Annotated in this window: 11 protein-coding genes; 6 read left to right on the top strand and 5 right to left on the bottom strand. The window is 61.1% G+C overall.

Annotated features, from left to right (window positions below):
- Positions 1 to 18: 18 nt before the first annotated feature.
- From HCK86_RS06985 to HCK86_RS06965, 5 genes are all read right to left on the bottom strand, one after another.
- Positions 19 to 1,380 carry an ABC transporter substrate-binding protein gene (locus HCK86_RS06985; RefSeq protein ID WP_176083734.1) on the bottom strand — a complete coding sequence of 454 codons (1,362 nt, stop codon included), beginning with the start codon at positions 1,378 to 1,380 and terminating at the stop codon, positions 19 to 21.
- Complete coding sequence (locus tag HCK86_RS06980) at positions 1,377 to 2,210, bottom strand: ABC transporter permease (RefSeq protein WP_141149949.1); 834 nt, start codon at positions 2,208 to 2,210, stop codon at positions 1,377 to 1,379. The genes HCK86_RS06985 and HCK86_RS06980 overlap by 4 nt, the downstream gene beginning before the upstream one ends.
- Positions 2,211 to 2,220: 10 nt before the next feature.
- The gene (locus HCK86_RS06975; RefSeq protein ID WP_176083733.1) at positions 2,221 to 3,231 is read right to left on the bottom strand and encodes an ABC transporter permease; all 1,011 of its coding nucleotides are present in this window, start codon (positions 3,229 to 3,231) and stop codon (positions 2,221 to 2,223) included.
- 183 nt (positions 3,232 to 3,414) lie between these two features.
- Complete coding sequence (locus tag HCK86_RS06970; RefSeq protein WP_246739489.1) at positions 3,415 to 5,016, bottom strand: ABC transporter substrate-binding protein; 1,602 nt, start codon at positions 5,014 to 5,016, stop codon at positions 3,415 to 3,417.
- Positions 5,017 to 5,201: 185 nt separating this feature from the next.
- The gene (locus HCK86_RS06965; RefSeq protein ID WP_210259838.1) at positions 5,202 to 6,065 is read right to left on the bottom strand and encodes a rhodanese-like domain-containing protein; all 864 of its coding nucleotides are present in this window, start codon (positions 6,063 to 6,065) and stop codon (positions 5,202 to 5,204) included.
- A gap of 131 nt (positions 6,066 to 6,196) precedes the next feature.
- Between HCK86_RS06965 and HCK86_RS06960 the strand changes: the two genes are divergently transcribed.
- The 6 genes from HCK86_RS06960 to HCK86_RS06935 are packed head-to-tail and all read left to right on the top strand — an operon-like array spanning position 6,197 to position 12,915.
- Entirely contained in the window at positions 6,197 to 7,990 is a 1,794-nt protein-coding gene (locus HCK86_RS06960; RefSeq protein WP_176083732.1) for an ABC transporter ATP-binding protein, read from the top strand.
- Between the two features lie 28 nt (positions 7,991 to 8,018).
- Positions 8,019 to 8,684 carry an aspartate/glutamate racemase family protein gene (locus HCK86_RS06955; protein ID WP_176083731.1) on the top strand — a complete coding sequence of 222 codons (666 nt, stop codon included), beginning with the start codon at positions 8,019 to 8,021 and terminating at the stop codon, positions 8,682 to 8,684.
- Between the two features lie 5 nt (positions 8,685 to 8,689).
- Positions 8,690 to 10,057 (top strand): amidohydrolase family protein, encoded by a 1,368-nt coding sequence (locus HCK86_RS06950; RefSeq protein WP_176083730.1) that lies wholly within the window; start codon positions 8,690 to 8,692, stop codon positions 10,055 to 10,057.
- Positions 10,058 to 10,067: 10 nt separating this feature from the next.
- The gene (locus tag HCK86_RS06945; RefSeq protein WP_176083729.1) at positions 10,068 to 10,994 is read left to right on the top strand and encodes a dihydrodipicolinate synthase family protein; all 927 of its coding nucleotides are present in this window, start codon (positions 10,068 to 10,070) and stop codon (positions 10,992 to 10,994) included.
- Positions 10,994 to 11,764: an SDR family oxidoreductase gene (locus HCK86_RS06940; RefSeq protein ID WP_176083728.1), complete on the top strand. Its 771-nt coding sequence runs from the start codon at positions 10,994 to 10,996 to the stop codon at positions 11,762 to 11,764. The genes HCK86_RS06945 and HCK86_RS06940 overlap by 1 nt, the downstream gene beginning before the upstream one ends.
- The gene (locus tag HCK86_RS06935) at positions 11,764 to 12,915 is read left to right on the top strand and encodes a PatB family C-S lyase (protein ID WP_176083727.1); all 1,152 of its coding nucleotides are present in this window, start codon (positions 11,764 to 11,766) and stop codon (positions 12,913 to 12,915) included. Before HCK86_RS06940 ends, HCK86_RS06935 begins: the two co-directional genes overlap by 1 nt.
- Positions 12,916 to 12,925: the final 10 nt, after the last annotated feature.

Genomic DNA, 12,925 nt, shown 5'->3' with positions numbered 1-12,925 from the left:
GTCAGTCCTCTTTGATGGTCAGGCAATGCGCAGAATGCCCTTGGGATCGAGGCTGAAGCCTTCGAGCTCCCGGGCATGCGCCATGCAGTCGATGGGGTGAAACAGATAAAGCCAGTGCGGATTATGCTGCAGATGGCAGAGAACGCGGCCATAGGCACTGCTGCGTGCCTTCGCATCGACGACCCGCCGCGCCGTCTCGAACAGATCGTCAGCAGCGGGATCTTCGACGCCCTGCCACCAGACGGCACGCGACCGGCTGGAAATCTTGTCATCGAGCACCCGGAATGTGCTGTGCGGCGAGCTGTCGAAGATCGCCAGATCACCGGTTTTCTTCTCGCCAAGCTCGCGGGCATAGCCGGGCCGGTCGGTCGCGGTGTCGATGGTGACGGCAAACCCGACCGCTTCGAGGTCCCGCTTGATAAAGGCAGCAATCTCGGGCGCACGCTCCGGCATATAGAGCGGGGTGCGCAGCCTGATCTCGCGTGGCGCAGGCGATGCCTCAACGAGGAGGGCCGCCTCGGACGGATCGAAGGGGATCGCCGTCATGCCACCCGACATGCCGTTATGGAACGGACTGACGATGGTCTTCGCGGGCATGCCAAGCCCGCCCATGACGTCATTGACGAGCCTGTTGCGGTCAATTGCCAGATTGGCCGCAAGCCGCATCTGCGGATCGGCAAACGCCCCTTCCCGGCCGTTCATATAGGCAATCACCGACATTGTGGTCGCCTGTTCATGGCAGACATAGCCATCCAGCGCCCGCATGGGCGTCTCCAGACGGTCAAGATGGGTGGCGAGCTGAACAGTGCCCGCACGCAGGGCCTCAAGCCGCTCTTCCGCCTTTGCAATCGCGACCAGCCTCAGCCGGCGGCCATCATGATGTTGCAGTGTGACGGATCGGCCCTTGTCGAACGTCACCACCTGCCATGGCCCGGTTCCAAGCGTCGGCGTGCCATCGGGTGCCATTTTCGGCAGGTAGAACTCGGAGAGAATATCCGGCAGATCAGGAAAGGGCTTTGGCGTCGAAATTCTGAGCACGGGTCCTTCCGCCGTGATCACCGCCCCCGCAAGATAGCGGGCATAGGACCAGGGCATGCCGAACATGTCACGCGCATCGCAGATCGCGTTGATAAAGTGCTTCGCATCCTCTGCCTGAACCGGCGTGCCATCGTGATAGCAGGCTGAATCGCGCAAGCGCAGCATCCAGTGGCAGCCGTCATCGGAAAGTGTCCAGCGGTCAAACAGGCCGGGACGGGGCGCGCCCTTATCCCAGCGCAGCATCGGCTCGAGCACAAGGTTCTTCAGCGTCAGCACACTCGCATCATCCGTCACCCGGTCGGGCGGCAGGAAGTCAATCTTTTCAAGCGCGATCGTGATCATGCGGCACTCCTGCGGCGCGGGTTGAACCAGTCTGCGAGCGAATCCCCGATCAGATTGAAGGAGAGGACCGTGATCAGAATGGCAAAGCCGGGCCCGAGCGCCGTCCACGGACTGGAACGGACAAAGGTGAGATTGGCCGAAACATCAGCCCCCCATTCCGGCATGGGCGGCTGAGCGCCCAGACCAAGGAAGCCAAGAGCCGAGGTCTGCAGGATGGCGCTGCCGAAGGCGAGCGAGGCCTGAACCAGAAGCGGACCGATCGAATTGACGAAGATATAGCGGTTGAGGATGCGCATGCGCGGCAGGCCAAGCGAATTGGCCGCCTCGACATAAAGCCTTGAGGAAACGCCGAGCGCCTGCGAACGGGCAACGCGGGCAAATTGCGGCGCAAGCGTGATGGCGACGGCCAGCATTGCATTTTCAAGGCTTGGCCCGAAGGCTGCCGCCAGCGCAATCGCCAGAACCAGTGCGGGAAAGGACAGAATGGCATCGACGATGCGCATGATGATCGTGTCGACATAGCCGCCGGCAAAACCGGCAACAAGCCCGAAAAATACGCCGACGGCAAAGGCAATCGCCACAACGAAAACACCGATTGCCAGCGTGTAGCGGCCGCCGGTCAGCACGCGGGAGAGCATGTCTCGGCCGAAATTGTCCGTGCCGAGCCAGTGCGACCAGGACGGGGGCTGAAGCTTGGCCGCCATGTCGATGGCAAGCGGCGACGGCAGGAAGAAGGGACCGATCAGCACGGCAAGAAGCATGACGGCCAGAACAAAAGTGCCAGCCATGGCGAGCGTGTTGCTTTTCAGGAAGGTGATGAGTTCGCGCATCTTATCGTCCTCAGTTCATCTTGCGCCGGACGCGCGGGTCGAGAACGGCATAGAGAATATCGACCAGCAGCGACGTCAGCATGAACATCAGCGCAAAGACCAGCGTTGCGCCCTGGATGACCGGATAGTCGCGATTGCGGATCGCTTCATACATGTAGCGACCAATGCCCGGCCAGGAAAAGATCGTTTCCGTCAGGATCGCGCCGCCGAGCATTTCGGCGAATTTCAGGCCGACCACGGTGATGGCGGGCAGCAGCGAATTGCGCAATGCATGGGTATAGACAACATCATGCTGGCTCAGCCCCTTTGCCCGCGCGGTGCGGACGAAATCCTCATCCATCACCTCCAGCATGGTGGAGCGCACGAAACGGCCAAGCGTTGCCGCCAGAAACACCGCCAGCACAGTGGTCGGCAGGATCATATGGGCAATCGCGCTGCCAACGGCGCCGGGTTCACCGGAAAGCCAGGCATCGATGATGGAAAAGCCGGTGACCCGATCGACAAAAAGATAGGAGGACATGCGACCTGAGACCGGCAGCCAGCCGAGCCAGGTGGCAAAAATCAACTGCAGCAGCAGCGCCAGCAGAAAGGCCGGCATGGATACGCCGGTAAGAGAGATGACCCGCACGGTGTGATCAAAGCCGGAATTGGCCCGTGTGGCCGACAGAACACCGAGCGGAATGCCGATGATGACGGCGATCAGCACAGCGGCAATGGAGATTTCCAGCGTGGCGGGGAGACGGATCAGGATCTCGTCAAGAACCGGCTTTCCGGATTTCAGCGAGGTGCCCATGTCGCCATGCAGCAGGCCGGTGAAATAGTTCCAGAACTGCAGCAGCGCCGGCTGATCAAGGTCAAGCTGCGCTCTCAGTGCCGCGATCTGCGTGTCGGTGGCACCGGGTCCAAGCAGCGTCACTGCCGGATCGCCGGGAATAAGCCGGACCAGAGAAAAGACGATCACCAGGACCAGAAGCAGGACCGGGATCAGTGACAGCAATCGTCGCACGAGGAAGGCAAACATCAAACCACCTTGTTGGCATGGCCGGCCCGGCGGGGGCGCCGGACCGGCAGAAGCATTCATTCCTTTGGGGGGCTCGAATGAATGCTCCATTCCGACTTAAATTACTTCCGCATCGCCGGCTGGCCGGTTGGATGGCCTGCCGAACGATGCGAAAGCGGGGCTAGGTCCAGAGGGGAGACAGACCTATTCTTTCGAAACGCCCCAATATTCGTTGAGCGGCGGTGCCGAATTGATCACCAGGCCGTCGACATTCGAACGCGCGAAGATGATCAGCTTCGGCGAGAAAAGGTAGGCGGCGGGCACATCGGCAACCAGCTTTTCCTGGATCTCGCCATAGAGTGCCTTGCGGGCATCCATGTCGGGTTCCTGCTGTGCCTTCAGGATCAGCGCATCAAGCTCGGCATTTTCCGGCATGCGGAAGGTCATTGCCGAGTTCTTCAGGCTCGACAGATATCCGATCGTGATATGGGCATCGGGGTCATTATACCAGGGCTGGCGGCCGTCCAGCGCGATATCCCAGTCACCGGCGACATGCAGCGCGCGATAGGACGGGAACTCGGTCTGGGCGATCTCGGTCTCGATGCCAACAGCAGCGAGATTGGCCTGAACGAAGGTCGCAACATCTCCCCAGAGCGAACCCTGGAACGAATAGAGCTTCAGCTTCAGCGGCTTGTCGGGACCGTAACCGGCTTCGGCAAGAAGTGCCTTGGCTGCATCCGGATCATATTTCGGCGCCAGATCCTTGACCTTCGGATCGAAGGCCCAGCTGTTGCTGGTCAGCGGACCATAGACGCGGTCAGCCGTTCCATCAAACACGCCGGAGAGCAGGCCGTCATAATCAATCGCATGGGCGATGGCTTCGCGAACCTTGATATCGGCAACCGGCGAATCCGTCTTGGAATTGTTGAATTCGAGCTGACGGATGATCTGCGAGGGCTTCTCGATGATCTTGATGTCGGCATTGTCAGCAAAGGCCTTCATTTCCTCGGACGGAACGGCCGAGAGCTGGCTCTGCTGCTGGATGATGTCGACACCGCCGTTTTCAAGCTCGAGACGACGGGTCGAGGCCTCGGGAATGATGCGGTAGATGATGCGTTTCAGCTTGGGCGCACCGCGGAAATAATCCGGATTGGCGTCCAGCACGATGCGGGTATCCGGCTCATAGGCACGGAAGGCGAAGGGACCGGTGCCAACCGGATGATTGGCGAAATCATCGCCATATTTCTCAACAGCCGTCGGCGAGACAATGGCCGACTGGGGCTGCGCCAGGATCGACATGAAGGCCGGGTAAGGCGCATTCAGATGAATGACAACCTCGTCATCCTTGGGCGTATCAATGCTGTCGATCATGCCGAGCGTGGCTGCGACATAGGGGTTCAGTTCCTTGGTCCGCTCCAGCGAGAACTTCACGGCCTCAGCGTTGAACGGCGTGCCGTCCTGGAACGTGACTCCATCGCGCAGATCGAAGGTGAAGGTCTTGCCGTCATCGGAAATCGACCAGTCTTCGGCAAGGCGACCTTCAAGCTCGGAAAAATCCGGAGCCTTCCAGGCAACCAGCGTGTCGAACACGTTGAGGATGACTTCACTGCCGACAGGCTCGGCCTTGTTGGCGCCGGGTTCAAGACCGGCAGGATCGGAAGGAACAGCGACGACCAGCGTTTCGCTTTCCTGGGCGGTTGCAGTGGTTGCAAAGGTGGCGACAACACCGGCCGGCGCGAGCGTGGCAAAGCCCATGGCCAATGCAGCACCTGACATCGCTCCGAACATCTTGCGGGTCAGGTTCATTCTGAACTCCTCTGTTTGTTATGACGGTCCGGTTCTCCGAACCTGGCTTATTTGAATACTGGTGATATATCTTTTGCAATATCTATTTTCGATTTTTTGTTGCTCTCATATTTTTATTCGAGCCGATTTTTAAAAATCGAATGATATTTGTGCATCTGCACATCACCCTGCACAGAATCCATGCATCAAGGATGCGGCCCACGCCTCACCGGCCGGTTCGGGTCACCAATCCACTGCGACCAGGAGCCGGGATACATCGCCGCCTCAATCCCCACCGCCGCCAGGGCCAGCACCTCATGCGCTGCAGACATGCCCGCACCGCAATAGACACCAACCGGCTTTTCACCATCTACACCCAACCCCGAGAACAGCTCCCGCAGCGTCACACTATCGGTGAACGGGCCCGGATCCGTGAGCGTATCCAGCGTTGGTGCGCTGATTGCACCGGGAATATGCCCACGCTTCGGATCACCGCCCTCGACGGCACCACCTATATAATTAGGGCGGATTCGCGCATCGAGTAGGACCCCGCTCTGCGCCAGCGCCAAAGCCTCATCAGCCGAGAACGTCCGCATCTGCCCGGCCGTCAGGACGACATCCGTCTCCACCTTTGCTTCCGGGGCATTCACCACCGCAAGACCGGCGGCAAGCCAGGCCGGCAGACCACCATCAAGCACGCGGACATCCTTGAAGCCCGCCCATTTCAGCACCCACCAGGCGCGCGCCGCCGTCATGGCACGATCCGCATCATAAACGACGATGCAGCGATCCTGCGTCAGCCCCCAACGCCGTGCTGCGGCCTGGAGACTGGCGATGGAAGGCAGCGGACGGTTACCCTTCTCCTCGCTTCCCGGCGCCTGAAAATCCGTATAGGCCTCGGCCTCGACGGCACCAGGAATATAAGTGCCATTGCGCGAATCGACCCCGGTATAAGGATTGACCGACTGGACAGCGATGATGTGCGGCGGAACATCACCACGGATCATCGCATCGAGCTCCTGCGCAGTCAGCAAAGCCTTCCGCCGGGTTTCCATATCAGTTTTGAACATCGCAGCGCTCCTATTTCGTATCCCAGATATATCACGAGAAACTTTATGTTTGACAGATTGAATGCAATACGGTGTAAATTGAGGCAAGGAAAAACGATCTTCCGGTCCCCTCTTTCGTGGAAATTGCTTTCATGTCCGTTCTCTCGATCAACAATCTGACCACCGCCTTTGCCACAACTCAAGGCTGGCGCAGCGTCGTCGACGGCATCAGCTTCGATGTCGATGCAGGCGAGACGGTGGCGGTGGTGGGCGAATCGGGTTCCGGCAAGAGTGTCACCGCTTTGTCGGTGATGGGGCTTCTGCCCAGGGCGAAATCGCGCGTCACCGGCGAAATCAATTTTCGCGGCCGCAACCTCGTCTCGCTTTCAGAAGAAGAGATGCAGGAAGTGCGCGGCAATGAGATCGCGATGATCTTCCAGGAGCCGATGACGTCGCTGAACCCGGTGATGACGGTTGGCCGTCAGATCGCCGAGCCGCTGATGCGTCATCGCGGCCTGCCGCAGCGTCAGGCGATGAAGGAAGCGATTCGGCTGATGGACCGGGTGCGCATTCCTGCAGCGGCAAAGCGGGCCTATGAGTATCCGCATGAAATGTCGGGCGGCATGCTGCAGCGTGTGATGATCGCCACCGCGCTTGCCTGCGCGCCGAAACTTCTGATCGCCGATGAGCCGACCACGGCACTCGACGTCACCATCCAGGCGCAGATCCTTGAGCTGATCAAGGAATTGCAGTCGGAAGACCACATGGCGGTGATGTTCATCACCCATGACATGGGCGTCGTCGCCGAAATCGCCGACCGGACCGTGGTGATGTTCCGCTCGAAGATGATGGAAGCCGGCGCTACCGAAGATGTCTTTGCCAAGCCCGAGACCGATTACACCCGCGAACTTCTGGCCGCAGCACCAAGACTCGGCGATCTGGGCGACAGCCCCCTGCCCCGCCCCTATCCCGGACGCGACGGTGTTCTGGCCGCAGCCGTCGACACGGTTGATCATGATGCTGGCCCGCTGCTGGAGGTGAACAACCTTTCGACCCGGTTTGACATCAAGAAGGGTGTTCTCGGCCGGGTTCATGCGCGTGTCCATGCGGTGGAAAACGTCTCATTCTCGGTTCAGAAGGGCGAAACGCTGGCGGTTGTCGGCGAATCCGGCTGTGGCAAATCAACCACCGGCCGCTCGATCCTGCAACTGGTCAAACCCGTCGCCGGGACGGTGATGCTGGACGGCCATGATGTCGGCAAGATGAAACGGCGCGAACTTCTGCGGCTGCGCCAGTCGATGCAGATGATCTTTCAGGATCCCTTCTCCAGCCTCAATCCCCGCATGCGCATCGGCGAGGCGATCGCCGAGCCGATGCTTGCCCATGGCATTGCGACACCGGCCGAAGCGCGCGACAGGGTTGCCACGCTTCTCGAACAGGTCGGCCTTGCTGCGGACATGGCCAGCCGCTGGCCCCATGAATTCTCCGGCGGCCAGCGCCAGCGCATCGCCATCGCCCGTGCGCTTGGCCTCAATCCCAAGCTGATCGTCGCCGATGAAAGCGTGTCCGCTCTCGATGTGACCATCAAGGCGCAGGTCATCAACCTGATGATGAAACTGCAGCAGGACCTCGGGCTTGCCTATGTCTTCATCAGCCATGACATGGCCGTGGTCGAGCGCATCAGTCACCGGGTTGCCGTCATGCTGCTGGGCGAGATCGTCGAAATCGGTCCACGCGCCGAAATTTTCGCCAATCCCAGCCATCCCTATACCAAACGGCTGCTTTCAGCCGTGCCGGAACCCGACCCTGCCCGCCGGCTCATGCGTCGCCACGTGCCGCTGCAGGAGCTGAAAAGTCCGATCTTCCCTGCAAGCTATGCCCCGCCGCAGCGTGTTTACGATGCCGTTGGGCCCGATCATTTCGTCATGCGCGAGGCTGAGGCTTGAAGCCGCCCGCGAAGAGCAAAGACAGACCATGGCCCGTATCCTCGTTTTGAACCCCAACAGTTCCCGCAAGGTCACTGCATCGATTGCGCTCTGCCTGCGTGACCTTGCCGCGACCACGCATCACCGTATCGATTGCGACCAGTTGCCGGAGGCGCCGCTCGGCATTGAAAGCGATACCGATGTTGAGACTGTCGCTCCGATGGTGATGGAGCGCGCAAAGGCAACGGACGCCGATGCACTGGTGATCTCCTGCTTTTCCGACCCGGGCGTCGAGGCCGTGCGCAAGGCCGTCACCCATATTCCGGTGATCGGCATTGCCGAGGCCGGCTATTATGCAGCGCTGCAGCTCGGCCGTCGCTTCGGCGTCGTCTCGCTTGGCCCGGCATCGATTGCCCGCCATGCGCGCCGCATTGACGAGCTTGGTATCACGCCGCGTCTTGCCGGAGACCGTTCGGCCTCGCTGACGGTGGAAGAATCCGGCGATGACGGGCTCGCGCGCGACAAGGTCATTCAGACCGGCAGGCTTCTGGCGCAGGAAGACAGCGCCGATGTCATCATTCTCGGCTGCGCCGGCATGGGCATGCAGCGTCCCTTCCTTCAGGCCGCGATCGGCCTACCGGTGGTTGATCCCGTTCAGGCCGGCGTCGCCGCCGCCATCTCCGCATTGAATCTCGAATATATCGTAAAGGCATAAAAGCAATGGATCTCTTACTGCGCGGAACCATCATCACCCCGCTCGCCGCGCTTACCGGCGGCTGGGTTGCCGTCAAGGACGGCAAGATTGCCGCCATCGGAGACGCGAGCGAAACGCCGCCGTCGGCAACCAGAACCGTTGATTACGGCGACAAGCTGATCCTGCCCGGCGTGATTGACGGACAGACCCACGCCACCAGCGCCAAGGGGCTCGAAGGCATTGCCGACACCACCCGCTCGGCCGTCGCCGGTGGCATCACCACGCTGGTCGACATGCCCTTTGACAGCCCGGAGCCGCTGGACCGCCCGGAACGCCTGACGGCCAAGGTTGAGGCCATTTCCGCGCATTCCTATGCCGATATGGCCCTTTATGCGACCGTCACCAAACATACCGGCGTCGCTCATATCGATGCGCTGATCGAAGGCGGCGTTGCCGCGTTCAAGATTTCCTCCTTTGAAAGCTCGCCGACCCGTTTCCCGCGCATTGGCGCCGATCTGATGCTCGACATCATGGAGAAGCTTTCCGACACCAACATTCCGCTCGGACTTCACAATGAAGACCAGGAGATCGTTCTGGAGCGCATCGCCCGCGCCCGCGCTGCCGGCGAAAACGGCATCAATGCCCATTCCACCGCGCGCCCCCCGGCTGCAGAGCTTGCGGCAACGGCACAGTTTCTGGCCCTTGCCCAGGCGACCGGCGCCCATGCCCATCCGGTTCATCTGACCAGCGGTTCCGGCTTTGATATGGTCGAAGCCTTTGCCGAAATGGGCGTGCGCGCCACCGGCGAGACCTGCGTTCACTATCTCTGGTTCGATGCCGGTCGTGACGGCCTGCGCCTTGGCCCCCGCATGAAGGTCAATCCGCCGATCCGCCCCGGCGAGGTCGATAATCTCTGGGATGCCATTGTTGACGGCAAGGTCGCCTTCACCTCTTCGGATCATTCCAGCTGGCCAATTGATGGCAAGCTGACAGAATCGATTTTCGATGCCGGCGCCGGTGTTCCGGGTCTCGAGACGCTGCTGCCGGCCTTTTTCACGGCAGCCGAAGCGCGCGGCCTCGATGCAGCGATGCTGGCCGCCGATCAGCTGTCAGAGCGCCCGGCCGTCTTCTTCGGCCTGTCGGATCGCAAGGGTGCGATCCGCGTCGGCATGGATGCCGATTTTGCGGTACTGGAAGAAGGTGCCTTCACCTGGAATGAAGCGAAAGCCCATGACGGACTGACCTGGTCGCCCTTCCACGGCGAGGTGTTCACCGTGCGTGTTGCCGCCACCTATCTGCGTGGCGATCTCGCATTCGACGGCAACGACATCACCGGCAAGGCTGGCTCGGGGCGCTATGTCGCCCGTGGCGCCGATTGCTGGTTCGGCAATTGAGGAGAGCAAAATGAGCCTTCTGACTTCTGACGCAAAGGGCGTCTTCGTCATCTCGGTCACGCCGTTTCATGAGGATGGCCGGATCGATTTCGACAGTCTCGATCGCGTCACCGATTTCTATCTGGAAAAGGGCGCGACCGGCATCACCGTGCTCGGCATGATGGGTGAAGCGCCGAAGCTGACCCAGGCCGAAGCAAAAGAGGTTGTGGCCCGCGTGATCAAGCGCGCCGGCAAAACCCCGATTGTCGCCGGCGTTTCCGCCCCCGGCCTTGCCGCCATTTCCGAGCTTTCCAAGGCGGCGATGGATATGGGTGCGGCCGGCGTGATGATCGCACCGCCCGGCCGGCTGAAAACCGATGGCCAGATTGCCGGCTATTACCGGGAAGCCTGCGAAGCCGCAGGTGACGGTGTTCCGGTCGTGCTGCAGGATTTTCCGCTGTCGACCGGCGTTCAAATTGCGCCGACCGTGCTTGGTCAGATCATCGAGGAAAACAGTCAGGTCGTCATGCTCAAGCATGAGGACTGGCCGGGCCTGGCGAAGATTACCGCCCTGCGCAAGGCGGAGAGCGAGGGCCGTCGCCGGATCTCGATCCTCTGCGGCAATGGCGCGCTGTTTCTGCCGGAAGAGATGGGCCGCGGCGCCGATGGTGCCATGACCGGTTTCGGCTATCCGGAAATGATGGCCGAGGTGGTCGCTCTGACGGGCAATGGAGATATGGATCGGGCGCAGGACATCTTCGATGCCTATCTGCCGCTGGTGCGCTACGAGCAGCAGCCGGGCCTTGGTCTTGCCGTGCGCAAATATGTGCTCGCAAGACGCGGCGCGATTGCCTCAGCAGCGCTGCGCAAACCCGGTGCCGGACTTGCGCCTGCCGCCATTGCCGAGGTCGAGCGCCTGATCGAACGCCAGACAAAAAGACTGAAGGAACTTGCCTGATGGATTTCAAGCTCAACACAAAACGTGCTCTCGTTCTGGGCGCGAGCCGTGGCCTTGGTGCCGCATCGGCCATTCTCCTGGCTGAAGAGGGCGCGACGGTGATTGCCGCCTCGCGCTCCGGCGCGCTGCCGCAAGGCCTCCCGGACGCCCTCAGGTCAAAGGTCACGGCCGTCACGCTCGATCTCGCCGACCCGGCTTCTGTTGCTGCCATGAAGGAAGAGCTGGCGAAGAACCCGGTTGATATTCTCGTCAACAATTGCGGCGGCCCGAAAGCAGGCCCGGCGCGCGGTCAGTCCGTGGCCGCATGGCAGGCCGCCTTCGCCGCCATGGCAACGCCGGTTTTCGACCTGACCGATGCCGCCCTTGCGGCCATGACCGAAAAGGGCTGGGGCCGCGTCATCACCATCGGCTCGTCGGGCATTGAAGTGCCGATCCCGGGCCTTGCCCTTTCCAATGGCGTGCGCGGTGCGATGGCTGGCTGGTCGAAGACACTTGCGGCAGAAGTTGCCGACAAGGGTGTCACCGTCAACATGGTTCTGCCGGGCCGGATCGCCACTGACCGTGTCGCCGAGCTTGATGCCGGCAAGGCGGAAAAGACCGGCAATTCGGTTGATGCCGTGCGTGCGGCATCGCGCGCCACCATTCCCGCTGCCCGCTATGGCCGCCCGGAAGAATTCGCCGCCGTCGTCACCTTCCTCGCCTCCGAACAGGCCAGCTTCGTCACCGGCTCGATGATCCGCGTCGACGGCGGCATGATCCGGAGCATCTGATGACCGACATCATCGCAATCGACCGGCGCGGCAGCGACAGCAACAAGTGGCGGGCATTCCCGCAAGACGTCATTCCGCTGCCCGTTGCCGATATGGATTATGCCGCTGATCCGGCCATTATCGCGGCCATCGAAAAGCGGCTGGCGCACGGCGTACTCGGCTATGGTTCTGCGACCGACAGCTTAAGGGCCGTGCTGGTCGATGCGATGATGCACGACTATGGCTGGAAGATCGAACCGGACTGGCTCGTTTTCTTGCCCGGCGTCGAACCCGGCTTCAACATGGCGCTCAACGCCTTCACCCGGCCGGGCGACACCGTGATGCAGGAATTTCCGGTCTATAAGCCTCTGCGTACCGCACCGGCCACCTGGGGTCTCAAGACTGCGGCCATCTGGCAGACGCATAGCGAAACCGGCCGCTGGGAAAGCGACCGCGAGGCCCTGGAAAAGGCCGCGTCGCACGCTTCGCTGATGCTGCTCTGCAATCCGCAAAACCCGACCGGCCGCGTCTACAGCCACGAGGAGCTCACCTTCAGGGCTTCGCTGTGTCTGAAGCATGATCTGCTTCTGGTCTCCGACGAGATCCATTGCGGCCTGACGCTCGATGGGCGCAAGCATATTCCGGTCGCCTCGCTTTCGAAGGATATCGAAAACCGGTCGATCACCCTGATGGCCGCCAGCAAGACCTGGAACATTGCCGGACTGAAGGCAGCCTTTGCGATCGTGCCGAATGCGGCAATCCGGTCCCGCTTCATGGATGCCAAGAAAGGCCTCGTCGACAGCGTCAACGTACTGGGACTTGCCGCCATGGAAGCAGCCTATCGCGACGGCGGCGCATGGCGCGCAGCGGTGCGCACCAAAATCACCGAGAACCGCGATATGCTGCATCGCGCACTTGATGAAACCATGCCGAAAGCCAAGGCCCTCCGCGCCGATGCCAGCTTCCTTGCCTGGATCGACCTTTCTGCCTACAACCTTGACGCGCCGGCAGCATCCTGGCTTCTGCAGCATGCGCGGATCGGTGTCAGCGACGGTCGCGATTTCGGCGACGGTCTCGAGCAGTTTGTCCGACTTAATTTCGCATCTGCGGCAGAAACCCTTGCCGAAGCGCTTCGGCGTATGGCAAAGGCACTGGAAAACAAAGAACGATAAAGAGGGAATG

This window comes from Martelella sp. HB161492 (genome assembly GCF_013184775.1).
In the GTDB taxonomy this organism is placed as follows: Bacteria; Pseudomonadota; Alphaproteobacteria; order Rhizobiales; family Rhizobiaceae; genus Martelella.
The sequence above is the reverse complement of the archived record's forward strand: the minus strand, read 5'-3'. Positions and strand labels throughout refer to the sequence as shown.